Here is a 26,548-nt window from a genome sequence, read left to right on the forward strand (position 1 = left end):
GTGCCCTTAAATGACATGGATGCCCTTTTTATGCCTTGCTGCAGGGTTTTTTATAGGTACGCGCAGCCTGGCGGAAAGAACACTGAAAAGGCTTGATGGTATTATCAATATCGCTTTGGTTGTGCTTATGCTTACGATCGGAATGAATATAGGCACAAATCCTTCGGTTATGTTAAACCTGCACTCTATAGGTTTAAATTGTCTTGCCATATCTTTATGTGCCATTGCCTTCAGCGTCCTGTTTACGGTAATAGCAGAGAAGACTGTGCTGCCGGTGGAAAAGTTGAGGGATAAGCTTTCAGCGGAGAATATCAATATAAACAGCGAAATCGATATTTCCCAAGAAGAGAAAGATAAAAATTCACTGCTGATCTGGATCATGCCTATAAGCATCGTTGCCGGTGTACTGCTCGGTTATCTTGTTATGCCTCACGCACCGCTCTTTATACTCGATTATTTGCTGTTCGGATCTCTGGTCATCCTTTATGTCAGTGTCGGCATAAGCCTTGGGTCCAACAGAAAAGTTTTCAGATATATAAGGATACTTGGCTTTAGAGTCGTTTATATTTCAATAGCGATTTTCTTGGGAAGTATAGCGGGGGGCTTCACGGCAGGAACAATTTTTCATGTGCCCTTACACACATCCGTAATGTCTGCAAGCGGGATGAGCTATTACAGCTTAACGGGAGCATATATGACGAGGGTTTACGGAATTGAGGCGGGGACATACGGGTTTGTTGTAAATGTAATGCGGGAATTTTTTACGGTATTGCTGCTGCCGTTGCTGATAAGGATCAGCACAGGCAGTCCGATTGCGGGAGGCGCTGCCGGCAATATGGATACCATGCTTGTGCCTGTAACGAAATTTGTAGGAGTTGAGTTGGGGCTGGTCACTCTTATTACGGGAGCCATATTGACATTTGCGGTCCCCTTTATACTGCCAGTTTTATATGGACTGTTTCTATAGGTGATTGTGCACATATGCAATGGTTGGCATGCAGCCAATGGTGATTTATTGATAAAAGCGAGGGAATATAAATGTCATTTTGCATCGATCATTTAAATAGATATGTTTCCGATATCGATAAATTTATAACTTTTTATAATGAGGTGCTGGGCTATGAGCTTCTTGACAAAGGATTCAAGGCAAATGGCAAGGCTTATGCCATACTCAAAGGCTTCGGTCATGAATTGTTCATTTCGGAGAAGGATGACTTTATGCCGGAGAATAGCAACTTTAGACATATAGGCTATTCAATAGAAAATGCTGACTCTTTATTGGAGAGTCTAAGAGACAAGGGCTATGCCGATAAAGAGTGCCGGATTGTTGTCAAGCAATTTTCCAGACAGTTTTATCTTAAAGACCCGGATGGATTCGAGATAGATTTTATTCAATGGACAGACAAAGAAGGTTTCTATGAGAATCTAAAGATGAAGAAGAGACTATGATATAATATTTATATTTACATAGCTTTGGTATAAGAAAGGTGAGATATATGGATAAGCAAATGATTGGAATGTGCGGTACATATTGTGGAATATGTGAGTGGAAAGGGAAAACGAACTGTCCGGGATGCCAGGCTTGCCACAGCAAGCCGTTTTGGGGAGAATGCTCAATAGCAAAATGTTCAATCGATAAGGGATATAATCACTGCGGACACTGTTCGAACCTGCCATGCGAGAAGCTGCTAGACGCGTATAATGATGAAGAGCACGGTGATAATGGCGAGAGATTGATTAATTTAAAGAATTGGGCCAGTGGTAAAGAAAATTATCTAAAACTAAGGACATTAAAGCGGGATAAGGAGTGATTTATATGCCGGATAAACTTGATTACAAAAAAGAATATAAGGACCTCTATATGCCCAAGAATAAGCCGTCATTAATCGAAATACCTGCTATGAGCTTTATTTTGGTTAATGGCAAAGGCGGACCGCAAAATGACGAATATCAAAATGCGATATCTATTCTATATGGGCTGACGTTTACGATTAAAATGAGCAAGATGAGCGGGAACCAGCCTCCCGGATATTTCGAATATGTTGTGCCTCCGCTGGAAGGATTATGGTGGTGTGAGGATGGAGAATTCGATTTTGAGAAGCGTGATTTATGGCGCTGGACTTCAATGATAAGACAACCGGAATTTGTCACTCCGGAAGTATTTGAGTGGGCAGCTGAGGAATGCAAAAGGAAAAAGCCTGAGCTCGATGTAAGCCTTGCAAAGTTCGAGGAATTTTCGGAGGGATTGTGCGTTCAGATGATGCATATAGGCCCTTATTACGATGAGCCCAAATCAATAAAAATCATGAAGGCTTTCATGAAAGAAAATAACCTGACGGATGTAACAGGCATTGAGCGCAAGCATCATGAAATATACTTATCAGACCCGAGGAAAACAGCTCCTGAAAAGCTAAGGACCGTTCTAAGACATCCTGTGGAGCGGGAAATATTATAAAATAAGTCATCAGACAGCAAAAGGCCGGAAAGCGGGGTTATAGATAATGGGCAGCAACTTCCGAAAAAGCTCTTACATTAGCAGCATTTTTAAGATATTTCTATTAGCTTTGTATTTAACGCTTCTATCCTGGAGAATGTTTTTCTATGCATATAGCAACTTTTACAGAGTCCCGGGCCGGGCATATCAATACAATTTAGTTCCGCTAAAGACCATATACAGTCTTATAGTCAGTTATTCCAGGTACGGATTTACAGTGTGGGCATATAACCTTTTCGGAAATATTGCTGTTTTTATGCCCCTTGGATTTTTGCTTGCAGCATTGCAAAAAAAGAAAAGCAGTTTAGTGGCTGTACTCATCTGCTCATTCTTCATCATTCTGTTTGCCGAATCGATGCAGCTTATCATGAAGGTAGGGGTTTTCGATATCGATGACATCATCTTAAATCTTATAGGCTGTCTTGTCGGCTGCCGTGCCTATAGAATTTTAGCAAAGCATAAGCCCTGGTAAAAGGTATGGCACTTATATATGCGGTTTTAAGATACGGGAAAAGCAAGGAGGTATGATCATGTCAGGCAATATTACTGTCAGAAAGTGTGATTCAAAGGATGAATCGGCCTTTGTCAAGCTCAATCTGGATTTCATGAGGGAGGCAATGGCTGAGAATCCCTACTGGACATCTTTGAAAGCACCCACAGAACAAGAATTTAATGATATATTTAAAGAGGCATTGAGCATGCCCGAGCATATATTGATTTTTGTCGCTGAGACCGATGGCAAAGTCGTCGGGTATGCGAATACGTGGACGGCTTACAGCATATGGTCAAGGGGGAAGGCCCTGACAATCGATGATTTATATATAGCTTTACCTTACAGGAGAAGAGGCATTGGCGAGAAAATGGTGGAATGCTTGATAGAGTTTGCTGAAAAGAACGGATACAGAAGGGTTCAACTGCATGCGGAGCTGAATAATGATAAGGCTCATAGCTTATATAGAAAGCTGGGATTTGACGGAGAAGGAATGATGTTCTTTATGAAAACGATAGAAATCCAAGAATAGCAGTTTGAAGGTGATAATATGGATGAAGTCTTTGGATTCACCACATCATACAGCCGGGTGGTGGTATATTGAAAATTGACAGATTGGTTTCTATCCTGGTGATACTGCTAAGGAGGAAGCGGATACAGGCAAAAGAACTGGCTCAAATGTTTGAGGTTTCAGTTAGAACGATATTGCGGGATGTGGAAGCCATAAATCTCGCAGGAATACCGATTGTAACTTACCAGGGTGCCAACGGAGGGATAGGGATTGCAGAAGGGTATCGCCTGGATAAAAGCATATTGACTGAGGATGATATGGCAGATATCATTGCAACTCTTAAAGGGGCGGCTAAGACCTTGCCTGACAGAAGGCACGAGATTCTTATGGAAAAATTCAAAAGCATATTATCCTCTTCCCAGCTTGAAGCTGTGAATTCAAAAGCAAATCAGCTTGTTATCGACCATTCGCCTTGGGGAGACGATAAATCGCTGAAAGCAAAAGCAGCATTGATACGTAAGGCCATTGAAGATAATAAAGAGTTAGAGTTTACATATACAGATATCGAAGGGGGCAGGACTGCCCGTAGAGTAGAGCCCTACTCATTGATCCTAAAAGCTCAAAAATGGTATCTATATGGATGGTGCCACCTGAGACAGGATTTTCGGCTTTTCAAGCTTTCCAGAATAGGTGAATTTACTGTATCGGATATGAGCTTTGTTAAAAGAAAAATGCCTTTGGAGGAATATCCGTGGGAAAGCGAGTGGCAAAAGCCTAAAGATATGGTTTCCTTACAGCTGATTTTCGAAAGGGTGATGAAAAGCATTATAGTAGATTTCTTTGGTTCTGATATTGAAGAATTAGAGGATGGGAGGCTATTGATCAATGCTTGCATGCCTGAAAATAATTGGCTTTATGGGTTCATTCTGAGCTTTGGCGACCAGGTGGAAGTAATCAATCCTCCTCATATCAGGACAATTATAAAAGAGATATCAGAAAAAATATATAGAAAATATATTTAGAACATGACATACAGCTGTCTGGTTTGACTCTGTATAATTAAAGCATGATAGAGCTTTAATCAAGGGAGGTAAGAATATGGATTACAAAATTGAATTGACGGAACAACCAGTACAACCGGTATTGTCAATAAGGAAGAGAACTTCGGTTCAAAATCTGCCCCAAGAAATAGGCAAGGCATATGGAGAAATTATAGCGTATTTGAATGAAATAGGGGAACAGCCATCAGGAGCTCCTTTTGCAGCGTATTACAATATGGATATGGAAAATCTCGATGTAGAGCTGGGATTTCCTGTATCCCGGGCATTTGAAGGCAGGGGAGAGATCAAAGCCGGACAGATAGCTGAAGGCAAGCAAGTATCCTGTATGCATAAAGGCCCTTATGAAGCGTCTGCCGCTGCCTATGATGCAATGACAGGCTGGGTGGAGGAGAAGGGCCATATACCAACGGGAGTAGCTTATGAATTCTATTTCAATTCCCCAATGGAAGTACCCGAAAGCGAGTTATTGACAAAAATAGTATTTCCTTTAAAATAATTCTTAACAGCAAATAGCTATTATATCCGAGAGCTATAGCAGAGATGTACCTGCTATAGCTCTCGGATCATCTATTGCTCATTTTTCAGCTTCTCTATCCCGATCTCAATTCTTCTGATGGTTTCATCTTTGCCCAATATATCAGCTATTTCATAGGCCCCTCCGGGAGTGAAGGACTTGCCGGATACGGCTGTTCTTATAGGCCAGAGCACCTGACCGTTTTTTACGCCCAATTCTTCTATAAGCTTGGTTATGCTGTCTCTGATATTATCCAGATTCCAGACCTCCAAAGCCTTGAGCACAGGGAGCGCTTTTTCTAGGTTTGCTATAGAAATAGCATAATCGGTTTTCATTTTCTTGTGGACATACATTTCTATAGAATACTCCGGCAGCTCGTCAAAGAAATCAAGCTGAGAGGGTATATCCGTCATGATCTCAGTACGGGTATGGAGCAGCTCGCTTATTTTTTTATAGTCATATTCCTTCTTCAGGGTCTCCTTATAATAAGGCATTGCCATCTCATGGAATTCATCCAAAGAAAGCTTCCTTATATATTCGCCGTTCATCCATTTTAGCTTTTCCATATCAAACATGGCAGGAGCCTTGTTGATCTTTCTGTAGTCAAATATCTCTATAAGTTCCTTTAAGGAGAATATTTCCTGGTCTGTCCCGGGATTCCAGCCCAACAGAGCTATATAGTTCATAACCGCTTCCTTTAAAAATCCTTTTTCCAGCAAGTCCTCAAAGGATGCATCGCCTTTTCTCTTGCTCAGCTTGTTATGAGCATCCCTCATTATGGGCGGGCAATGCACATACACAGGTATGTTCCAGCCAAAGGCTTCATACAGCCTGTTGTATTTAGGCGAGGATGATAGGTACTCGCTGCCTCTCACCACGTGAGTTATGCCCATCAGATGATCATCCACCACATTTGCAAAGTTATAGGTGGGCATTCCATCGGATTTCAACAGTATCATATCATCCAGCTCCGCATTATCCACGGATATGGAGCCGTATATGTCGTCATCAAAGGTAGTGACTCCGGTCTTTGGATTGTTTTGCCTTATTACATAAGGCTCTCCATTGGAGAGTTTTTCTTTTATCTCTTCCGTTGAAAGGCCAAGGCAGTGCTTATCATACTTATAGGGAGTTTTTAAAGCTTCTGCCTGACTTCTTAAAGCTTCTAATCTTTCTTCGGTGCAGAAGCAATAGTAGGCTTCGCCCTTTTCAACTAATTTTTCTGCATACTCTTTGTATAAGGGTTTTCTTTCGCTTTGCACATAAGGGCCTACAGGTCCCCCTATATCAGGGCCTTCATCATGTATGAGGCCCGAAAGCCTTAAGGCATTATATATAACGTCTACTGCACCTTCTACATATCTTCCCTGGTCCGTATCCTCTATTCTGAGTATAAAATCTCCGCCATCATGCTTTGCTATCAAATATGCATAAAGAGCAGTTCTCAGATTGCCCACATGCATATAGCCTGTAGGGCTTGGTGCATATCTTGTTCTCACTCTATCATGGTTCATTGTATCACTCCTTAATTTAACGCTTAACTATCTAAGGCTTCTAAAACTGCTGCCAGATATTCATAGGTTCTTTTTATTGACGATATGGATACATGCTCGTTGGGAGTGTGGACATCATACATATCGGGGCCAAAGGATATCATATCAAGGCCTTTCATTTTCTCTCCAAACAGCCCGCATTCCACGCCGGCATGGATAGCCACTATTTCAGCTTCTTTGCCGTATTTTTCCCTATATATTTTTTGAAATACCTCTCTTATCCTGGAGTTTGGATTATATTCCCACGCCGGATATTCTCCATGGGCGTTAAAATCTGCTCCTGCAAGCTTCGCGGCTGCATAAGCCTGCTCCTTTATATATTCCTTGAGACTGCCGACAGAGCTTCTTATTGAAGCATCAAAGACTATGCCTTCATCGGTTGTGGCAACCACTCCTAAATTGCTGGAGCTTTCAACCAGGCCTTTTATAGAACCGCTCATGGTTTGAATCCCGTTGGGTATTGTCATCATGAGGCTTATAGCTTTTTCGGTGCAATCTGTGCTCAATGCTCTGCCATTGCTGTCGGCTTTGGTTAAGGCTAAGGTTACCTCAGGATCTGTAAACCTCGATTCATTTTTGAGAGCATTATTCCATTCCTTTATTATTCCCAGAAGGGCTTCGAATTTGTCAGCTTTTGCAAAAATTACGGCATCGGCTTCTCTGGGTATGGCGTTTGTCTTGGAACCGCCGCTTAGATGAGACAGCTGGAAGGGAATTTCTTTGTATATGCCGTTTAAAACCCTTCCTAAAAGCTTATTGGAGTTACCCCTGCCCTTATCTATCTCCATGCCTGAATGACCGCCTTTGAGGCCTCTGATGGCTACCGTGTAAGCCTCCTGGCCATTTTCCGGTTCTTGCCAATCCGCCTTGAGAGTTGTAGTGGTCCTGGAGCCTCCTGCGCAGCTTACAAGTAGAGTTCCCTCTTCTTCTGAATCCATATTGATCAGAATTCTTCCTGATATGTTTTCCGGATTGAGGGCATTAGCTCCTGTCATGCCTGATTCCTCATCGACAGTTAGCAGGACCTCCAAGCTTGGATGCTTTACGTCATCGGAAGTTAGTATAGCCATTGCAAGAGCTATGGCTATGCCGTTATCTGCGCCCAAAGTCGTGTTGTCTGCATAAATCATATCATCTATGTATCTTAATGTGATAGGATCTTTTGTGAAATCATGAACCTTGTCTTTGTTCTTTTCGCATACCATATCCATATGACCCTGCAGTATAACTCCCGGCGCATTTTCATAGCCCGAAGAAGCAGGTTTCTTTATTATAACATTAAGAACTTCATCTTGTATGACTTCAAGATTATTTTCCCTGGCAAACATCACCAAAAAATCGCTTATAGCCTTTTCATTTCCAGAACCTCTTGGAATTTTAGATATTTCTTCAAAATACTTAAATATCTTATCCACGATCATCATCCCTTCCTCAATAAATTGAATTCCTATTTATATAATTAGAACGCTTGTTATAATTATATAAATATAGAAGGAATAATTCAACAGTGGAAAATGTTGCATCAAATCCGGCCCTTATTACGTCTAAAATTTAGCATACAAAAATGATATGATTTTCGTTATTCTGAAAGAATACAAATGCAAATATTTAAACATTGGCAATTGGAAGCGGCCGGCATAAAGGATTAATTTAGGGAGGTGGCATAATTGAATAATAAAAGAAGCCTTATTGCATTGTTCATAGCATTTTCATTTGTTGTGGTATTATCAAATATGATCACGGCAAAATATATAGAGGATAAGGTGAACAATAAGATAAGAGCGGAAATTGAAAGCCTGAGCTATCAGGTAATGCAGGTTCGGCATAGTACTGATGCTGTTTACAGCAACACAAAGCCGGAGGAGAGATGGAATGACGTGATGGCTCCCACAGAGCTGGCAAAGTATTTGGATATAAAATTGGATCAGGTATATAATATTATTGATGACAAGGAGTCTGAGATACCCTATGTGTTTATTGAGGGAGCCTACAGATTCAACAAAGATGCCATAGATAAGTGGCTGGCATCCCGAAAGGTCATTGTTGGCGAAAGTATAGTATACTAGAGGTTGTTCATATGAATAAATTAATTTTTGTAATATTGATTGTTTCAGGTATCGCTGCATCAATAACTTATGCGGTTGGCAGGCTGTTCAAAAATACAAGGATTGCAAAATATATTCCCGGAGCCTTGATACTTTTACTTTCCTTATATTATTATTATATGTCCCGCCAGCCATCTATAGGCTTTGAGGACCTAGCTCAGTTTATTTCAGCGATCCTTCTGTTTGCCGGTGGGGTAGGCGGTATAGCCACAGCATTTGCGATGGATTATGCTAAATCAAAAAAAAAATAAGTGAGCAAGTTGACAATTTATGATTAGATTCATATAATAAAAGCACAGCCCGTTATGTGAGGCTACCTTGCAAATACATGCTGCTGCCGCTAAACATCGAGAGATGCCACGACGGTTAACAGGTTTTATCGGATTAAGGTTTAACCTAATGCAGCTGGGATATACCCTATGTTGCAGGGAGCTAAAACTATACGAGAGGGGATAGTGAATATGGCGTTTATTCCCTTTGCTTTCGGGCAAAGGGAATATTTATTTTTAAGCTGATTTTTGGAGGTGGTAGATATGGATTCTGGCCCTTTACCTAATAGTTGCCGGGGAAAATCACATAATAATATAGGAACCATAGCTGCCATCTTTTGGCCTTCGGTTCCTCGAAGGAGGTTTAAAAATGAACGAAATCATTATGAAGCTAATCGAGGAGAACAGATACAAGGATGTCAGAAATGAAATTACCGAGATGAACATCGTAGATATCGCTCATCTTCTGATGGAATTGGATAAGAAAAGACTTTTAATACTTTTTCGCATACTTCCAAAGGAAATTGCAGCAGGAGTTTTTTCTTATATATCCTTGGAGCTGCAGCAATATATCATCGAGTCCATAACAGACCGGGAAATAAATAATATAGTCAGTGAGCTGTTTTTGGATGACGCCGTAGACTTTCTGGAGGAAATGCCTTCTAATGTAGTAAAAAAGGTGCTGAGAAATACGGATGAGGAGACCAGGAAGCTCATAAACCAATTTCTCAATTATCCCGATTATTCTGCAGGAAGCGTAATGACCATAGAATTTGTAGACTTGAAAAAGCAAATGACAGTAAAAGAGGCATTGAATCATATCAGAGCCACAGGCATAGATAAAGAAACCATAAATACCTGTTATGTTATCGATAAAGGCAGAAAACTGGAAGGGGTTCTATCGATAAGAAAACTGATATTGGCTGATGAAGATACCATAATTGACAACATCATGGATGTAGATGTGATATATGCTAATACCCTGGATGATCAGGAGACCATCGCGTCCTTATTTAAAAAATACGACCTTACGGCACTTCCTGTGGTAGACAATGAGAACAGGCTTGTGGGCATCGTTACAATAGATGATATAATAGATATCATAGATCAGGAAAATACTGAAGACCTTCACAAGATGGCGGCGATGGAGCCCTTGGAAGAAGATTATTTGAAGACCAGCGCCTTTGTGCTGGCAAAGCATAGGATAGTATGGCTTCTGATACTTATGATTTCAGCTACCTTCACAGGAAATATAATCAAAAGATATGAAGAATTGCTGCAATCCATGGTAGTGCTGGCTGCTTTTATTCCCATGATCATGGACACGGGAGGAAATGCAGGCTCTCAATCTTCAACATTGATAATAAGAGGTATGGCATTGGGAGAAATACGCACTTCCGATGTTTTAAAGGTGTTCTTTAAAGAGCTTAAGGTTAGTCTCATAGCAGGAATAACCTTAGCATTGGTCAATTTCGCAAGGCTTGTTTTTTTTGAACGCATAGATATTGCCATTTCTGCTATGGTGTGCTCCAGCTTGCTTCTTACAGTAATACTTGCAAAGATGGTAGGGAGCATATTGCCTATAGCGGCAAAGAAGATACGCTTAGACCCGGCCATTATGGCAGGGCCGCTGATAACCACTATTGTTGATGCGGTGGCACTCAGCATATATTTTGGAATTGCATCAAAGTTTTTAAATATATAAGCGGCGTGAGCCGCTTTTCTTATTGTAATAGATTCTTAATATAATTAACCCATGGTTAATGTTATAATTTAGGTAATCGCATCCTATAGCGGAGGTTGAAAAATGAAATATTATAGAAAAACTATTTCTTTTATCATAATATTGATTTTGCTGTTTTCTATCGTACAAGGTGAATCTTACGATACTATAGAAGAGAGGAAATACCTTATCAGAAACAGCTATGAAATAATAAATGACGGTTCGAACGCCGTATATAATCTTGATATTAAGGTTCTTGCAGGCTCGGATTCAAATTCGCCTTATCAGAAGAGCCTCGGCCTTAGCATTTACCCTTTGCCGGCTAATTTCTATACAGACGAATGGAGAAATACTTATGGTGTTATAAATGTTAAAACCTTGATGCCCGGAGAAAAAGTTGATGTAGTGATTGAAAAAACTATTCTAAATAGCGGGATAGCTTATGAGGAGAGCATTTATAAAATAAATGCAGACTATAGGGAATTTTTTAAAAATCCGCTAAATTTAAAGTATATAAAGCCGGGAGAAAAGATTGAAAGCGATAACCCGCAAATTATGGCAAAGGCATCTGAACTCGCCAAAACAGGGACAACGGTGGAGAAGGCAAAGAAGATATATGATTTTGTAAATCTACATATAAAATATGATACCAATCCAGTATATGCCAACAAAGGAGCTTTAAGCGGCCTCATAAATGGCAGGGGAGTTTGCGATGAATATGCTTCCTTGTTTACTGCTCTGTGCAGGGCGGCAGGGATACCCTCAAGGGTGGTGGCAGGCTATTGGATAGAAGAGGATATGAGGGATAATGAATGGACGGATGTGGTTTCGGAAAGACATGCCTGGAGTGAATTTTACCTTCCCGGAGAAGGCTGGATTCCTGCAGAGCCTACTTTCATGTACATCTATAATGGGAAGCAGGTGCCTAATGAATATTATTTTGCCAATATAAGGAGCGGAGACAGGCATTTCATAAATAATTATGTCAGCAGCCCTATAAAAAGCGATATAGATGTTCAATATTCCTATTATGATTCCAGGGGCACCAGCCTTAAGCTCATATCTGGGGAAGAAAGCATAAAGCTTTTGCCGGAAGGCGACAGCAGCGTATCGAGAATGCCCCTTTCGGATATAGGAAGCAATTGGGCTGCATTCTACATCCAAAAACTCTATGAGGCAGGCATAATATTTCCTAGAGAAGGCAATATGTATAAGCCCGGTGAAAATATAACAAGGGCTGAGTTTGCAGCTTATCTTGCCAACGCCATAGGCTTGCAGAAGGCAGAAGGCAGCGGGAGATACAAAGATGTGCCCTATGGAAATTCATATGCAGGCTATATTGAAGCAGCATCTATGGCAGGGCTGATACAGGGCTATAACGGATACTATTATCCTGAAAATAATATAACAAGGCAGGATGCGGCAGTCATAATGCTGAGAGCTTTGAAGCTTTTAAACAAGAATAGAGAAGCCTATTTTATGCCGTATTTTAACGATAGAAAAGCTATAGCTGATTATGCGGCAGATGCGGTAAAGGTTATGTATGATTTGAATATAATGAGAGGGAAGCCCAATAACCTGTTTGCGCCAAAGGATTTTACCACCAGAGCGGAAGCTGCTAAAATGATCTGGACCCTCATGGAAGAGATTAAGAGGCCTTAATAGTTCTGAGCTCAGGATTTAAAGCTCAGAACTCAGGTCTGGTGCGCGGTTCTTAGGATCAAGAAGGGGGAAGCACAGATCTATCCGGCAAAATTTAGGACCCGGTTATCATATTATTAATAGGCATTCCGGGAGGCACTATAGGATAGACTCCTGTTTCTTTATCAATCATGCATTCTATTATAGTGGCCTTTTTTGAGTCTATGGCTTTAAAAAGCGCTTCTCCAAGCTGTACCAGATTTTCAGCCTTTGCTCCGTTTAACCTGTAAGCGGAGGCGAGCTTCATATAATCCACATCATCTGTGAGATCTGTTTGGGAGTACCGCTTTTCTTGAAATAAACCCTGCCATTGCCTTACCATGCCCAGGCTCCCGTTATTGAAAAGAAGAGTTATGATCGGCAGCTTATACTTTGATACGGTGGCCAGCTCATTGCAGTTCATTCTGAAGGAACCGTCCCCTGCTATATGGAGGACCTTCTTATCAGGATTTGCAATTTGGGCTCCGATTGAAGCGCCAAGCCCATAACCCATCGTGCCCAATCCTCCCGAGGTGAGAAATCTCCTGGGAGAGTCTACTTTGCAGTATTGAGCTGCCCACATCTGATGCTGTCCAACCTCTGTCACTATTATTGAATCTTTGCCAACTATTCCTTGAGCAAGCGCCAATATATTGGCCGGAGAGAAGGCATCAGGATGCCGCTTCCCTTTGGGGGCCAAGCTTCTTATGCTGCTCAGCCATTGACTTCTATCCTTTTCGCGAACCTTATCGGCAAGAGCCCTCAGAGTATCCTTTACATTGCCCTCAAGAGGAAAATGAACTTCTTTATTCTTTCCTATTTCTGATCCGTCTATATCTATATGAATTATTCTTGCTCCGGGAGCAAACTTATCCTTAGTTCCTATCACTCTATCACTGAACCTGGCGCCTACAGCAATTATCAGATCACTCTCCGTAACCGCAAGGTTTGTCTCTTTATGGCCATGCATGCCTACAAGCCCAAGGGAGAGAGGGTGGTCCATAGGAAAGCATCCTAAGGACATAAGCGTATTGGCGACAGGAATGGAAGCTTTTGTTGCCAGTTCCCAAAGCTCCGGCTCCGCACCGGCGTGAATTACCCCTCCTCCTGCATAGATCACGGGCTTTTCTGATGCATCGATTGCTTCCACAACTTCCCATAATAAACTATCATCAACGGGAGAAGATTTTTTTCTTTCCATAAGCCTGCTTGCCGAAATATATTCACCCTTTGCAGTAAAAATATTTTTTGGTATGTCGATGAGCACCGGGCCTTTGCGCCCGCTCATGGCCGTACTGAAGGCTTCCCTTATTATGGACGGCAGGTACTCAACGCTTTTTACCAGGTAATTGTATTTTGTGATCGGGAATGTGACTGCGGTTATATCAATTTCCTGAAAAGAGTCTCTCCCAAGGAGGCTTTGAGGTACCTGCCCCGTAAACACCACCAGGGGTACCGAATCCATATAGGCTGTTGCAATTCCGGTGACGGTATTGGTAGCACCGGGACCGGAGGTTGCAAAGCATACGCCTGCTTTGCCCGTTGATCTGGCGTAACCATCGGCGGCATGTATTGCTCCTTGTTCATGGCAGGTCAATACATGGAGAAAATCATGATGATAGTTGAACAAAGCGTCATAAAGAGGTATTACGGCACCTCCAGGGTAGCCGAATATGGTATCCACCCTCTGCTCCTTTAAGCAATTGAGGACTATTTCAGCACCAGTGTATTCCATGTCCAATCTCCTTTCTGTTAGCCGCTGCTCACCTACTTCTTAAGCCATGACATCATTTCTCTGAGATTTTTGCCCACCTCTACTATGGGGTGATTTAATTCTTGTTCTTTTCTCTTATTGAAGACAGGGCGGCCTGTCATATTTTCAACTATCCATGCCTTGGCAAATTCACCGTTTTGGATCTCTGCCAGCACTTTTTTCATTTCTTTTCTTGTTTCTTCTGTTATGATCCTCTTGCTTGTAACATAATCTCCATACTCGGCGGTATCGCTTACGCTGAATCTCATTCTTTCGAAGCCGCCTTCATATAAAAGATCTACGATAAGCTTCATTTCATGCAGACATTCGAAATATGCTATTTCCTCCTGATAGCCCGCTTCCCTTAAAGTGTCAAAGCCGGCTTTTATGAGTTCTGTAATACCGCCGCATAATACGCTTTGCTCTCCAAAGAGATCCGTTTCTGTCTCTTCTTTGAAGGTAGTTTCTATTACGCCTGCCCTCAAGGCCCCAAGTCCCCTTGCATAAGCCAGGGCCAGATTCTTGGCCTTTCCGGTGTAATCCTGATGTACGGCCAATAGAGCGGGGACCCCTTTGCCTTCCTGATAAACTCTCCTGACAAGATGTCCGGGACCCTTCGGAGCTATCATGAATACATCCACATTTGCCGGTGGGGTGATCTGTCCGTAATTGATGTTAAATCCGTGGGCAAAGGCCAGTGCATCTCCATCCTTAAGGTTTTTTTCTATATATTCTTTATAAACCTTTCTCTGCTTTTCATCCGGTATCAGTATCATTGTCACTGTGGACACAGCCACTGCCTCACCAACCTCCATGACTTCCAATCCTGAAGCTTCGGCAGTTTCCCATGATTTACTGCCTTTATAGAGGCCTACTACCACATCTGCGCCACTTTCCTTAAGGTTTAGCGCATGTGCATGTCCCTGGCTGCCAAAGCCTATGACTGCAACTTTCCTTCCCTTTAATAATTCCAGGCTCCCGTCTTTTTCATAATACATTTTTGCCATGATAATTCCTCCCAATCTGTTAAAAAAATTTTGTTTATACTCATAGGCAAGTCTGGCTGCAATAATGCTGACTTGACCTGATGATTTTCTTAAAGCCCTATAGTTTTTTATACGATGCTCACTTCATATACATCATTGTATTTTTTTATCTGGTTCATCAACTGATCTACGCTCTTATCCTGATATGACAGCATAATCTTGAGATTTGCCTGGTTTTCAGTTGCTTGCTCCATATGTATGCTTTTCATACTGAAGCCTTTTCGCCTTATGATCCCGCTGACTCTCATAAGCACATCGATTTCATTGCTCACTTTGGCCACCAGAAGTTTTTCCATATGATTACCTCCTAAAAATAAAATACCCCGCCCCAAAATATAAATTTTGGGACGGGGTTTAATCCGTGTTACCACCCATATTCGCTGTAAGTTCACACCAACAGCCTCTTCAGGTCGAAGAAATAAATTCTTTTAACCCTAGCCATGTAACGGTGGCGAGCAAACCGGCCTTATCTACTCGGCATAAAGCCTTTTGACTCGGCAGCTCGGGAGTGATCATTGCATATCCTTCTAATACCGGTTTCCACCAAACACCGGCTCTCTGTGATTAAATCCGGACACTTTTCTCTCCGTCAATACTTTTAAATTCACCTTGTCCGCGAGCTTAGCTACGCTTATTTGAATCAGCGGGGGCTAGCTATCGGATAAATTGTTTTTCATTCTATAGTATATTTATTCATTTGTCAATAGCAAATTTGAAAAAATATATGGATTTAAAAAAAGAGCAGTTGAGTTTCTATTCAACTACTCTTTTGCAACAGCAGCTTCCGCCGCTGCCATTTTGCAGTTACCATGAAATATTGCACCTTCGTCCACAATGATGTTCTTGGCATCTATGTCGCCGATCAGCTTTGAAGTGGGAGTCAGGTGGAGTTGGCTTACAACGGTTATATTTCCTTCTATGATACCGGACAACATTATGCTGTCGGCTTTCACATTGCCTTTTATTGAGCCTTCTTCTCCAACTACCAGGTTTCCTGAGAGAGTCACATCACCTTTTAATTTGCCGTCTATACGGACAGTGCCTTCAGCAGTCAGCGCACCTTCAATGCCTGTATTCTTCCCCACCAAAGTGTCGATTCTATCGGTATTAATGGGCATGCTTTTTTTATTCGAATTGAACATATTCAACTCTCCTTTGTTAAAAATATTTTGCCGGATTTACATTTTTGCCATTAAGTTTGACTTCGTAGTGAAGATGGGCGCCGGTGCTTCTGCCTGTACTTCCTACTTTGGATATTGCCTGGCCTCTTTTTACTTTATCACCCTTTTTTACTAAAATGGATGAATTGTGGCTATAGGATGTGGTCAGGCCATAGCCATGAGATATGATGACCATCCTGCCGTATCCCGACTGGTAGCCTGCAAACAACACTACGCCGTCGCCGGTAGCGACCACTTTTGTCCCATATGGGGCTCCAAAATCTATTCCATCATGAAATTCGCTGCCGCGGCTGGTAAATGGATTCCTTCTATAACCGTATCCGGCTGTAATCTTTGCAACTACAGGAGCTATGGAAGGAACACATCGCAAATAATCGAGCCGGTCTTTAATGGAGGCCACTGACTTGTCGATTTCGGTTTTTTGATTCATAGTTTTTTTTGATAAACTCAATAAAGAGGTCTGAAGAGATGATAGCTCTGCAGACAAATCATAGCTGTTTCCGCTGACAAACGGCAGAGCAATATTTTTGTCAGTTGCTTGAGAAACAGTAATAGGAGCTTTTGTTATCTTTGTTTCTTCGGAAGCTTTGTCTTTTAGCCCCACAGCGGCTTTTACTTCTTCTAAGGCAGCTATATTTTGTTCAAGCTGCATCTGGATTTTTTGTGCATTTAGGTTGAGGCATTCGATTTCCGCTTTTTGAGAATTATTTATCTCCGTAAGGGCTCTGATGTCTTTTTTGCTTGTTTCATACTGAAATTTAAGATGGTTTATCGCATATGCAGAAAAAGACGAATATATAATAAGTGCTCCCAATATGCATGCCAGAACCTTTGGTCCCCATATAGGCATCCTTACGGATCTGACCGAAGACTGGTTTTCAGGTATGTACAAAAACGTAGCGTGGCTTTTTTTGCTGCTAACCAAAGCTTTTTTCAATATTTATCACCCTTTACATGTAAAAAACTAAAAAAAAGAAATATGTTTGTAACACAATTGTAATATAAATATATTTTAACCAAAGAACATGCCGGGTACAAGACAAAAAATGTAAAACAGGGATAAAATCCTTCCTCCAAAAATGACAAAAACAGCATGTGCTGAAATATGAATATTTAAAGCAGATTTGTTCATAAATAATGTTAGGTATAAAAAAATTCAAAAAGGAGGTTGGAGTATGGGGAAGCTTAAAGTAGGTGTAGAGCCGAATTTAAACAATGTGAAAGAATACCTTGAGAATAAAGATATCAGCGTAAAAGAATTCAGCAGCCAAAAGATGGGATCTTCTTGGACAATGAACAGGTATGATGCAGTAGTCGTTTCAGGTACCGATATAAATATTATGGGTATGCAGGATGCAATAGGAAAGGCAAGGGTTATCGATGCTTCAGGAATGTCTCCCGAAGAAATATATGATGAGATAATCAATATACAAAAGTAGTAATAATCAGAAAAATATAGTAAAATAAAGTATGTGTAAGGAAGATACCTTTGACATGCTTTATTTTTTATACTATGTGCTCAATTTGAAAAATGCGGGGTTGGTCTTATATGAATCTGTCGAAATTAATAGATATTTTATTCTGGATAGGCATTTTATCCTCCTTTATCGGAGGTATAATGATCGTCGCTTCATTTACTGTGTTTAAAAAAAAGGTCATGAAGACTCCCATATATAAAGAGGTTGAACCGGAAAACAAAAAAGATTTTCCCTGGGGCTTCATACTTTTTATATCCGGAATTGCAGTTTTTTTTCTATCCTATTATCTTTCCGTAAGATACAATATGTAATAAAGGCTGGTAAATTTTTATGAGAACATTTATAGGCATAGATTTTGATGTAAAGGTCAAGGACGGGATTAAAGCCGTTCAGTCCATAGTCAGGGAAAGCTCCCGGAAGGGGAGATTTAAGTATATGGGCAATTTTCACCTAACATTGAAGTTTTTGGGTGAGATATCTGAAGAACAAATACCCTCTATAAACAAGGTGCTGGAGGCTTCTGCCAAAGAAGTGGGGAGCTTCGGCTTAAACATTGAAGATATAGGTTTTTTCGGAGGTAAAGGCAATATCAGGACTCTTTGGCTGGGCCTTGGCGGCTCTTTGGCTTCCCTTGACCTTCTATATAAGAAAATTGAGGAAGGTTTGGAAGGCTGCGGCTTTGATAAGGAGAAAAGGCCATACATGCCTCACATAACCATCGCCCAGGATCTGATACTTAAAACCGGCTTTGCGGAGCTGAGGGAATCTATAGATCTGAAGGATATACCTGTCATAGATGCGGAGGAAGTTTCATTGATAAAAAGTGAAGAAATCCAAGGCAAAAGAATATATACTCCTATATCAACCTTTCGGTTGACGGGCAAATGAGAGAATGGGCAAACAGGCAAATGGGCCGATAGGTGGTGGAAAATTTGAAAAACATTGATACATCAGCATTCCTTCCCATATCCGGAGAGGATATGAAGGAACGCGGGATAGAACAGTTTGACTTTATTTATATATGCGGCGATGCCTATGTAGATCATCCGAGCTTTGGCCATGCAATAATAACAAGATTATTGGACAGCTTGGGATTTAAGGTGGGCATAATACCGCAGCCTGATTGGAGAGAGAAAGAAAGCTTCATGATATTGGGAAAGCCTAAATACGCTTTCTTAGTCTCATCAGGAAATATAGATTCTATGGTCAACCATTATACTTCTTTAAAGAGAAGACGAAGGACAGATCTGTACTCGCCCGGAGGAAAGGCAGGGGCCAGACCTGACAGGGCATTGATAGTATATTGCAACAAGTTGAGAGAGGCTTACAAGGATGTCCCCATAATAATAGGGGGAGTAGAAGCAAGCCTGAGGAGGTTTGCTCATTACGACTACTGGGATGATAAGGTGAGGCGGTCGATCCTTTTTGATTCTAAGGCGGATCTGCTGATATACGGCATGGGAGAAAAACCCATACAAGAGATTGCCGAAGCTTTATCCGGGGGCATAGATATAAAGTATATCAATTATGTAAATGGTACTGCTTATATCACCAGTTCGATGGAAGGCCTGAGGGATGCTGCCTTTATCAATAGCTGGGAAGAGGTTGCATCCGATAAGAAGAAATATGCCAAGGCTTTTTTGATCCAATCCAGAGAGCAGGATTATGAGACAGGAAAAATAGTCGTACAGCCCCATGGGGACAGGTATCTGGTGCAGAACCCTCCGGCAAAGCCTTTGGACCAATATGAGCTGGACAGCGTATATGCTTTGCCTTATGCGAGAAATTATCATCCTGTGTATGAAGGCAAAGGGGGAATACCGGCCCTTGAGGAGGTAAAATTCAGCATAACCTCCCATAGAGGATGCTATGGAGGCTGTTCTTTCTGCGCTCTCAATTTTCACCAGGGCAGGGTAATACAAAAAAGAAGCCATGAATCCATACTGGAAGAAGCAAAGCTTATGACGGAAGCTCCGGATTTTAAAGGATATATACATGATGTGGGAGGCCCTACGGCGAATTTCCGGCAGGCAGCCTGTAAAAAGCAGGAGAAGGAAGGCGTATGCAGAGAAAGACAGTGCATGTTCCCTGCCCCCTGCAAGAATCTGATAGTGGATCATAAAGATTACCTGAAGCTTTTGAGAGAAATCAGGGCTTTGCCTAATATAAAAAAGGTATTTATCCGCTCCGGCATAAGATATGATTATGTGCTCCAGGATAAAAGCGATGAATTTCTGAAGGAGCTGTGCAAACATCATGTAAGCGGCCAGCTGAAGGTAGCTCCTGAGCATATATCTGAAAAAGTATTAAAACTCATGGGAAAACCCGGCCAAAAAGTATATGATAGATTTAAGGATAAATATTTTGAAACAAATAGAAAGCTTGGATTGGATCAATATCTGGTTCCTTATTTGATGTCGGGGCACCCGGGATCAGACTTGAAAGCTGCGGTAGAGCTGGCAGAATACGTAAGGGATATGGGATATAATCCGGAACAGATACAGGACTTTTATCCGACGCCGGGCAGTTTATCTACGGCCATGTACTATACGGGGCTTGATCCGAGGACTATGGAGAAAGTATATGTACCGAAGAGTCCGGCTGAGAAGGCCATGCAGAAAGCCTTGATACAATATAGAAATCCTAAGAATTATGACCTGGTTTTTAAAGCTCTTAATCTGGCGAAAAGGACCGATTTGATCGGCTACGGCAGCCAATGCCTTATAAGGCCAAAGCCTAAAGAGGCTTTTCATAAAGCTGTAAAGGGAAATAAAATGACTAAAAGAAAAACTAAAAATAATTCTAAATAAAAGGAGAAGTGATCTGATGGGACATTTGCGCATAGACGGAGAGCACCTGACCATAAAGGATGTGGTCGATGTTGCAAGAAATGGCCTTCTTGTAGAACTATCTCAGGAGGCGGTATCCAAGATTAAAAAATCCAGGGAGTATGTAGACAGCCTGGTGGAGAAAGAAGCAGTGGTTTATGGAATCACAACAGGCTTCGGGAAATTCAGCGATACCTACATATCCAAGGAGGATACGAAAGCTCTTCAAAGGAATTTGATAGTAAGCCATGCTTGCTCTATGGGAAATCCTCTTCCCGAGGAAACCGTAAGAGGAGTTATGTTGCTGCGCGCCAATGCATTGGCAAAAGGATTTTCGGGAATAAGGCTGGAAACAGTCAACACATTGCTGGAAATGCTGAATAAAGGCGTCCACCCCATAATACCTGAGAAGGGTTCCTTAGGAGCCAGCGGAGATCTTGCGCCTCTCGCCAATATGGTCCTTGTTATGCTTGGTGAAGGTGAAGCCATATATAAAGGAGAGAGAATGCCCGGAAGAGAAGCCATGTTAAAAGCAGATATAAACACGGTGGAGCTCACTTCCAAGGAAGGCCTGGCATTGATAAACGGAACACCGGTAATGGCTGCCATAGGGGCATTGACTGTATACGATTCATTGAATATAATAAAAACTGCAGATATAATAGCATCTATGACCCTGGAAGCGTTGAAAGGGATAACGGATGCCTTTGACGAAAGGGTGCACAAGGCCAGGGGCCAGAAAGGACAGATGATAACAGCCGACAATGTATTGAAGATTACAGAAGGAAGCAATCTCACCTCGCGTCAGGGAGAGCTCCGGGTTCAAGATGCTTATACGCTGAGATGCATTCCCCAGATACATGGCGCAAGCAGAGATGCCATATATTACGCGAGGGATATTATAGCAATAGAGCTGAATGCGGCGACAGACAATCCGCTCATATTCTCTGAAGACGACATGGTTATTTCCGGAGGCAATTTCCACGGCCAACCTTTGGCCCTTGCGATGGACTTTTTGGGTATCGCAGTGTCGGAGCTGGCCAATGTATCCGAGAGGAGGATAGAGCGTCTTGTCAATCCTCAGCTCAATGATCTTCCGGCATTTTTGACTAAAAGAGGAGGCTTGAATTCGGGCTTCATGATAACCCAATATTCAGCCGCTTCAATGGTATCGGAAAACAAGGTGCTGGCTCATCCTGCCAGCGTGGATTCCATACCTTCCTCCGCCAACCAGGAGGACCATGTGAGCATGGGCACCACAGCGGCCAGAAAGGCAAGACTCATTCTGGACAATGTGGAAAAGGTGCTGGCTATAGAGGCTTTTGCCGCATCACAGGCTATCAGCTTCAGAGAAGGGGCAGTTCTCGGAAAGGGAACAAGAAGGGCCTACGAAGAGATCAGAAAGCATGTCCCACCGGTAGAGAATGATAGAATAATGTATGTCGATATGGATAAATTAGATAAGATGGTGAAATCGGGAGCTTTTGTCAAAGCGGTTGAGGAAACTCTGGGAGAATTGGAATAATTGAAATAATAAGCATAGATAGGATGGTTTAATGATCACAAAGGAAGATATAGGCAGGATAAATTTTCTTGCAAAGAAATCAAAGGATGCCGGACTGACCGAGGAAGAGAAGGACGAGCAGCAAAGGCTGAGAAGAAAATATATAGACTGGGTAAAGTCCCAGGTAAAGGCTCAATTGGATACCATAGAAATTACGGACTCGCATTCGGACTGCGGCTGCGGCGGGCATGAGCATAAACATGGGCATGGATGCAATTGCCATAAAAATTAAAATAATATAGTATTGGAGGAGAGATCATTGGCTGAGATTCAATTTGTAGTATTTAAACTGGGCAAAGAAGAGTATGGCGTAGACATTATGCAGGTGAAAGAAATCGTACCCTATAAGGAGCCTGTAAAGGTACCCAACACCCCTAACTTCATCGAAGGGATAATAAATCTGAGAAGTGAAATCATACCCATAGTCAATTTGAAAAAAAGATTCAATATCCCGGGGGAAGCATTGAATGAAGATACCAGGATAATCGTTATGAACATTGAGGCCAAGCAGGTAGGTTTTATTGTGGATGACGCATCCGAAGTGACCACAATAAATGAAGAAAACATAGAAACAGCTCCTGATATTATTGCCGGTATAGAAAGAAAATACATAACAGGAATAGGCAAGATAAAGGATAGGATTCTTATTCTTCTTGACTTGGACAAGCTGTTCAGTGCTAAAGAAAAGGAATCCCTGGAAGCAGTATAAGTTAACTCATTGTGCCAGCTGATAAAAGAGTATTTTGTGAAGAGGCTTAGAGTTTGTTAGCGAAGTATAGGAAAAGCTGCGTCAACTGTTTGAGCCTATATGCTGTTAAATCGGAAAATCTCATAACTTGCTTGAATTTCAACAGTAATGACAAACACTGCATGCGAGTTTTGACGCAGTCATATACAAGCTTACAAAATCTTAGCCTTGAAGCTTTATACTTGTTATCAGCTGGCACAACAGTATAACTTAACACAATGATATGCGAAGTAATGCGGCTTTTGCCGCATTACTTTATTTGATAGCGATAGAAAAAGTAATATATCCGATTATGTAGACAAAAAGTTATACAAACAAGCCAAGAAGCGGCAAAATTCATAGATCCGATATAGTATAATTATCTCTTGAACGAGCCTTCGTTCACTGATCAAATCTAAAGAGGTGGGATAATGAGAAGAAGCATACTATATTCGGGGATATCAATATCATTGATATTGATATTGCTTATCAGCTTTGCCGCATTCGGTGATTCTACAGATTTTGATTCTTTATGCGAGGAGCTTCTTATAAGAAGGTCTGAGGCTTGGAATAAAATTCTGGAAGAGGATTATGATTATGATGCTTTTCATTGCGATATGAATTCCATTGCTTCAGGAAAGCTGCTGGAAGAAGATCTGGAAACCTTTGCTTACCTCAAGGAATATCCCACTGATATGGAGCCGGTGATCTCCCTTGATTTTCAGAATAAGAAGATAGAAAAATATGGAGACAATGTCCTGCTTGAAGGAAAGATAATATGGGATCTGAAAGGGCAGGAGGGTATTGAGGTCATGGAAGGATGCTATAGGATCGAGATGCAAAAACAAAATGACAGCTGGTATCTTACGTATTTTCAACCTGTTCAATAAGCGGCGTGAAGCCGCTTTTTTTAGTCCTTAAGACTCATATTGTGAGCATTAATTCCTGTTAAAGCGACATATAGCAACAATACACTTACAAGTTAGGAGAAATAATAGTATAATATACAATGATATGATAAATTTTGTCATCTGAGGAAAGTCTCAGAAAAGGGGATGTTAATCATTGATAAGCTGACTAAAATTATACAAAATACTCTCGAGGCGATAGAAAAAAGCCAGAATCAGATATATGAGATAGCCGAAGAGTCAAGGAATCAATATAAGATGATCGAAGATGAGCTTAATCAGGTAAAAATGAAGACTGAAGAAATAATATTGCAGGTAGATAAGCTGACTAAACTGGAAAAAGACATCAGATACAGGCTCATGATTGTTAATAAAAACTTCAAAGATTTTAATGAAGAAGATATAAAGGAAGTCTATGAAAAGGCAAAGGATCTGCAGCTTCAGTTGATGGTTAAGAAAAATGATGAGCAAATCCTGGTAAACCGCCGGACAGAATTGGAATTAAGGCTCAGGTCAGCAAGAGAAACTCTGAAGAAGGCAGAAAAGTTAATATCTCAAATCGGGGTTGTATTAGGCTATTTAAGCGGAGACTTAAAAAATATCCATGTACAGCTTGAAGATTTCAAGGAGAAGCAATATCTAGGAATAAAGGTGATCCAGGCCCAGGAAGAGGAAAGATACAGGTTGTCAAGAGAGATACATGATGGCCCTGCGCAGATACTTGCCAATTTGGTTCTAAAATCTGAATTGTGTGAGAAGCTTATAGATATTGACAGAAATAAAGCCAAGGAAGAATTGCGTGGGCTCAGGACGGTTATGCGCTCCAGCCTTAAAGACGTGAGGAAGATAATTTATGATTTAAGGCCCATGTCTTTGGATGACCTTGGTTTGATACCTACCGTAGAGAGGCTTGTGACTCAGCATAACGAGGAATCCGAAATATTTGTTGAATTCAAGTTTTTCGGAGACAGGGTAAAGCTGCTTCCTGTGATTGAGCTTGCAGCTTTCAGGATTGTTCAGGAATCATTGAACAATATTAAAAAACATTCAAAAGCCACAAGGGCATCGGTTAAGATTGAGCTGACAAAGAAGAACATAAATATTGTGATCAGTGACAATGGAGTAGGCTTTAGCAGAGATTCTATAAAGAGGGCCGACGAGAATAGCGGGTATGGTTTGATGAGCATGGAGGAGCGGGTTTTGCTTCTCAATGGTAAATTTGAGCTTAATGCTTCACCGGGAAACGGCACAAAAATATTAATTACTATACCTATTGATGTTTATGGGGAGGTACAATATGAAAAAGATTAGAATACTGATAGCTGATGATCATTCTCTGGTTAGAGAAGGTCTGAAACAAATTCTGGAGCTGGAAGAGGGCTTTGAGGTCATAGGACAAGCTTCAAACGGTCTGGAGACCCTGGAAAAGATCAAGGAACTTAATCCTGATGTTCTGCTTCTCGATATCAATATGCCTGTAATGGGCGGAATACCTACATTAAAAAAGATTAAGGAGGAAAATATTGATATCAAAACCGTCGTGCTAACCATACATGAAGGAAGAGAATATCTGCTGGAAACTTTAGAATTGGGTGCATTAGGATATGTGCTGAAGGACTCGGATTCCGTATCCCTGACAAAAGCCATCAAAGATGCTTATGCAGGAGAATCATACATACAGCCAAAGCTTGCTGCAGAGTTGGTGCGTGAATTCAACAGCACAAAAACCTACAGAAGCAACACCGAAAATGACCTTACGCGAAGGGAATATGAGGTCCTATCCCTTATAGCCGATGGTATGAACAACAAGGATATAGCAGACAAGCTGTTTATCAGCGAAAAAACCGTAAAAAACCATGTGTCAAGCATATTTAGGAAAATAAATGTTAATGATAGGACTAAAGCTGCCATATACGCATATAAAAACAATATAAAGTGGTAAAAGGCAGGCCCTGTAATAATATTGTAATAATTGACTTATGAAAAAGATATTGCTAAGGAATAAATTTCATGTTATAGTATAAACATGTCAAATATAATTTTAATGGATTATTTGAAAGGAGGCAAAAACATGATTAGAACAAAACGATTTTTAACAAATGCGGAATACAACTTCATATTTTTGCCTGCGAAGGAATTATAACCGCTATAAATGTCTTTATAGTATTATTATGGATTTAAGTCGCAGGCTGTATAGTCTGTGACTTTAATTATTTATCCGGCGGTTTGATTGCTGAGCATTATTATATTGATTGCATTTAAGGTCATGGAACTCCATGACCTTTTTTGTGTTCAAAAAATGAGAGGGGATGACATGGATGATTATTATCACATGCAATGGGAGAAAAAGCAAATTTTAAAATCAAAAAAATTTATGGAAAATTGTTTATTAAGAAAAGGGGTTTTATGATGAGTTTAATCAATGAGTTATATATAAGCCATTCTCAGTTTAAAGCCGAAAAGGCAATAAAGGATTCGCCGCTTTCAATAGAGAAGGATAATTGGATGGCAATATATGAGAGTATTGAGAAGATCCTTGATGGGAAACCTTCAAGCAATATGGATTTAGACATACATCTTATGATGAACAGGCTTATATGATCACAAAATACAGCGATAGCGACTATCGCTGTATTTTATTTAAATTTAGATAATAATACATA

General features: G+C 41.0%; 30 protein-coding genes, 1 riboswitch and 1 other annotated feature. Of the genes, 23 read left to right on the forward strand and 7 right to left on the reverse strand.

Going from position 1 to position 26,548, the window contains the following annotated elements; genetic code table 11:
* Positions 1 to 10 precede the first annotated feature (10 nt).
* The 8 genes from LJD61_RS10505 to LJD61_RS10540 all read left to right on the forward strand — a co-directional run bounded on the left by LJD61_RS10505 (position 11) and on the right by LJD61_RS10540 (position 5,052).
* Entirely contained in the window at positions 11 to 967 is a 957-nt protein-coding gene (locus LJD61_RS10505) for a lysine exporter LysO family protein (protein WP_255227490.1), read from the forward strand.
* Between the two features lie 71 nt (positions 968 to 1,038).
* Positions 1,039 to 1,449 (forward strand): VOC family protein, encoded by a 411-nt coding sequence (locus tag LJD61_RS10510; RefSeq protein WP_255227491.1) that lies wholly within the window; start codon positions 1,039 to 1,041, stop codon positions 1,447 to 1,449.
* Between the two features lie 47 nt (positions 1,450 to 1,496).
* Positions 1,497 to 1,811 carry a DUF3795 domain-containing protein gene (locus LJD61_RS10515; protein ID WP_255227492.1) on the forward strand — a complete coding sequence of 105 codons (315 nt, stop codon included), beginning with the start codon at positions 1,497 to 1,499 and terminating at the stop codon, positions 1,809 to 1,811.
* A gap of 5 nt (positions 1,812 to 1,816) precedes the next feature.
* Positions 1,817 to 2,455 carry a GyrI-like domain-containing protein gene (locus LJD61_RS10520; RefSeq protein ID WP_255227493.1) on the forward strand — a complete coding sequence of 213 codons (639 nt, stop codon included), beginning with the start codon at positions 1,817 to 1,819 and terminating at the stop codon, positions 2,453 to 2,455.
* 46 nt (positions 2,456 to 2,501) lie between these two features.
* On the forward strand, positions 2,502 to 2,966 hold the full coding sequence (locus LJD61_RS10525; RefSeq protein WP_255227494.1) for a VanZ family protein: 465 nt from the start codon (positions 2,502 to 2,504) through the stop codon (positions 2,964 to 2,966).
* Between the two features lie 58 nt (positions 2,967 to 3,024).
* Complete coding sequence (locus LJD61_RS10530) at positions 3,025 to 3,516, forward strand: GNAT family N-acetyltransferase (RefSeq protein ID WP_255227495.1); 492 nt, start codon at positions 3,025 to 3,027, stop codon at positions 3,514 to 3,516.
* Between the two features lie 68 nt (positions 3,517 to 3,584).
* Positions 3,585 to 4,517, forward strand: coding sequence for a helix-turn-helix transcriptional regulator (locus LJD61_RS10535; RefSeq protein WP_255227496.1), 933 nt, complete (start codon positions 3,585 to 3,587; stop codon positions 4,515 to 4,517).
* 76 nt (positions 4,518 to 4,593) lie between these two features.
* On the forward strand, positions 4,594 to 5,052 hold the full coding sequence (locus LJD61_RS10540; RefSeq protein WP_255227497.1) for a GyrI-like domain-containing protein: 459 nt from the start codon (positions 4,594 to 4,596) through the stop codon (positions 5,050 to 5,052).
* A gap of 71 nt (positions 5,053 to 5,123) precedes the next feature.
* Here LJD61_RS10540 and gltX read toward each other — a convergent pair whose 3' ends face one another.
* Positions 5,124 to 6,584, reverse strand: coding sequence for a glutamate--tRNA ligase (gene gltX, locus LJD61_RS10545; protein WP_255227498.1), 1,461 nt, complete (start codon positions 6,582 to 6,584; stop codon positions 5,124 to 5,126).
* Positions 6,585 to 6,607: 23 nt separating this feature from the next.
* The gene (locus LJD61_RS10550; protein ID WP_408615275.1) at positions 6,608 to 8,044 is read right to left on the reverse strand and encodes an aminoacyl-histidine dipeptidase; all 1,437 of its coding nucleotides are present in this window, start codon (positions 8,042 to 8,044) and stop codon (positions 6,608 to 6,610) included.
* A 246-nt stretch (positions 8,045 to 8,290) separates the two neighbouring features.
* On the opposite strand from LJD61_RS10550, the gene LJD61_RS10555 reads away from it, so the two are divergent.
* The 4 genes from LJD61_RS10555 (at position 8,291) to LJD61_RS10570 (ending at position 12,382) form a co-directional block, all read left to right on the forward strand.
* The gene (locus tag LJD61_RS10555) at positions 8,291 to 8,689 is read left to right on the forward strand and encodes a helix-turn-helix domain-containing protein (RefSeq protein WP_255227500.1); all 399 of its coding nucleotides are present in this window, start codon (positions 8,291 to 8,293) and stop codon (positions 8,687 to 8,689) included.
* 11 nt (positions 8,690 to 8,700) lie between these two features.
* A complete protein-coding gene (locus tag LJD61_RS10560) occupies positions 8,701 to 8,979 on the forward strand; it encodes a hypothetical protein (protein WP_255227501.1) in 279 nt (92 codons plus the stop codon).
* A 41-nt stretch (positions 8,980 to 9,020) separates the two neighbouring features.
* A riboswitch (M-box (ykoK) riboswitch) is annotated at positions 9,021 to 9,186 on the forward strand.
* 181 nt (positions 9,187 to 9,367) lie between these two features.
* Positions 9,368 to 10,702, forward strand: coding sequence for a magnesium transporter (mgtE, locus tag LJD61_RS10565; RefSeq protein ID WP_255227502.1), 1,335 nt, complete (start codon positions 9,368 to 9,370; stop codon positions 10,700 to 10,702).
* A 102-nt stretch (positions 10,703 to 10,804) separates the two neighbouring features.
* Entirely contained in the window at positions 10,805 to 12,382 is a 1,578-nt protein-coding gene (locus LJD61_RS10570; protein WP_255227503.1) for an S-layer homology domain-containing protein, read from the forward strand.
* 94 nt (positions 12,383 to 12,476) lie between these two features.
* Here the strand turns inward: LJD61_RS10570 and ilvB are convergent, their stop codons facing one another.
* The 5 genes from ilvB to LJD61_RS10595 all read right to left on the reverse strand — a co-directional run bounded on the left by ilvB (position 12,477) and on the right by LJD61_RS10595 (position 17,317).
* Entirely contained in the window at positions 12,477 to 14,135 is a 1,659-nt protein-coding gene (gene ilvB / locus LJD61_RS10575; protein ID WP_255227504.1) for a biosynthetic-type acetolactate synthase large subunit, read from the reverse strand.
* A gap of 32 nt (positions 14,136 to 14,167) precedes the next feature.
* Positions 14,168 to 15,160, reverse strand: coding sequence for a ketol-acid reductoisomerase (gene ilvC / locus LJD61_RS10580; RefSeq protein ID WP_255227505.1), 993 nt, complete (start codon positions 15,158 to 15,160; stop codon positions 14,168 to 14,170).
* A gap of 107 nt (positions 15,161 to 15,267) precedes the next feature.
* Positions 15,268 to 15,495 (reverse strand): ACT domain-containing protein, encoded by a 228-nt coding sequence (locus LJD61_RS10585; RefSeq protein ID WP_255227506.1) that lies wholly within the window; start codon positions 15,493 to 15,495, stop codon positions 15,268 to 15,270.
* A gap of 44 nt (positions 15,496 to 15,539) precedes the next feature.
* Positions 15,540 to 15,801 (reverse strand) — a binding site (T-box leader).
* Positions 15,802 to 15,960: 159 nt separating this feature from the next.
* Positions 15,961 to 16,341 (reverse strand): bactofilin family protein, encoded by a 381-nt coding sequence (locus LJD61_RS10590; RefSeq protein WP_255227507.1) that lies wholly within the window; start codon positions 16,339 to 16,341, stop codon positions 15,961 to 15,963.
* 16 nt (positions 16,342 to 16,357) lie between these two features.
* On the reverse strand, positions 16,358 to 17,317 hold the full coding sequence (locus tag LJD61_RS10595) for a M23 family metallopeptidase (protein ID WP_255227508.1): 960 nt from the start codon (positions 17,315 to 17,317) through the stop codon (positions 16,358 to 16,360).
* A gap of 238 nt (positions 17,318 to 17,555) precedes the next feature.
* Here LJD61_RS10595 and LJD61_RS10600 point away from each other — a divergent pair, with 238 nt between their 5' ends.
* From LJD61_RS10600 to LJD61_RS10650, 11 genes are all read left to right on the forward strand, one after another.
* Positions 17,556 to 17,819, forward strand: coding sequence for a YkuS family protein (locus LJD61_RS10600; RefSeq protein ID WP_255227509.1), 264 nt, complete (start codon positions 17,556 to 17,558; stop codon positions 17,817 to 17,819).
* A gap of 110 nt (positions 17,820 to 17,929) precedes the next feature.
* Positions 17,930 to 18,169 carry a hypothetical protein gene (locus LJD61_RS10605; RefSeq protein WP_255227510.1) on the forward strand — a complete coding sequence of 80 codons (240 nt, stop codon included), beginning with the start codon at positions 17,930 to 17,932 and terminating at the stop codon, positions 18,167 to 18,169.
* A 19-nt stretch (positions 18,170 to 18,188) separates the two neighbouring features.
* Positions 18,189 to 18,746 carry an RNA 2',3'-cyclic phosphodiesterase gene (thpR, locus tag LJD61_RS10610; protein WP_255227511.1) on the forward strand — a complete coding sequence of 186 codons (558 nt, stop codon included), beginning with the start codon at positions 18,189 to 18,191 and terminating at the stop codon, positions 18,744 to 18,746.
* A gap of 92 nt (positions 18,747 to 18,838) precedes the next feature.
* Positions 18,839 to 20,668, forward strand: a complete 1,830-nt coding sequence (locus LJD61_RS10615; protein WP_456298960.1) for a YgiQ family radical SAM protein — start codon at positions 18,839 to 18,841, stop codon at positions 20,666 to 20,668.
* Positions 20,669 to 20,684: 16 nt separating this feature from the next.
* Complete coding sequence (gene hutH, locus LJD61_RS10620) at positions 20,685 to 22,211, forward strand: histidine ammonia-lyase (protein ID WP_255227513.1); 1,527 nt, start codon at positions 20,685 to 20,687, stop codon at positions 22,209 to 22,211.
* A gap of 31 nt (positions 22,212 to 22,242) precedes the next feature.
* On the forward strand, positions 22,243 to 22,482 hold the full coding sequence (locus LJD61_RS10625) for a DUF896 domain-containing protein (protein WP_255227514.1): 240 nt from the start codon (positions 22,243 to 22,245) through the stop codon (positions 22,480 to 22,482).
* A gap of 27 nt (positions 22,483 to 22,509) precedes the next feature.
* Positions 22,510 to 22,959: a chemotaxis protein CheW gene (locus tag LJD61_RS10630; RefSeq protein ID WP_255227515.1), complete on the forward strand. Its 450-nt coding sequence runs from the start codon at positions 22,510 to 22,512 to the stop codon at positions 22,957 to 22,959.
* 449 nt (positions 22,960 to 23,408) lie between these two features.
* The gene (locus tag LJD61_RS10635; protein ID WP_255227516.1) at positions 23,409 to 23,867 is read left to right on the forward strand and encodes a hypothetical protein; all 459 of its coding nucleotides are present in this window, start codon (positions 23,409 to 23,411) and stop codon (positions 23,865 to 23,867) included.
* A gap of 165 nt (positions 23,868 to 24,032) precedes the next feature.
* On the forward strand, positions 24,033 to 25,196 hold the full coding sequence (locus LJD61_RS10640; protein WP_255227517.1) for a sensor histidine kinase: 1,164 nt from the start codon (positions 24,033 to 24,035) through the stop codon (positions 25,194 to 25,196).
* On the forward strand, positions 25,183 to 25,827 hold the full coding sequence (locus tag LJD61_RS10645) for a response regulator (RefSeq protein WP_255227518.1): 645 nt from the start codon (positions 25,183 to 25,185) through the stop codon (positions 25,825 to 25,827). The genes LJD61_RS10640 and LJD61_RS10645 overlap by 14 nt, the downstream gene beginning before the upstream one ends.
* A 467-nt stretch (positions 25,828 to 26,294) precedes the next feature.
* A complete protein-coding gene (locus tag LJD61_RS10650; RefSeq protein ID WP_255227519.1) occupies positions 26,295 to 26,486 on the forward strand; it encodes a hypothetical protein in 192 nt (63 codons plus the stop codon).
* Positions 26,487 to 26,548 lie beyond the last annotated feature (62 nt).

The sequence above is a fragment of the Lutispora saccharofermentans genome (genome assembly GCF_024363565.1).
GTDB lineage: Bacteria > Bacillota > Clostridia > Lutisporales > Lutisporaceae > Lutispora > Lutispora saccharofermentans.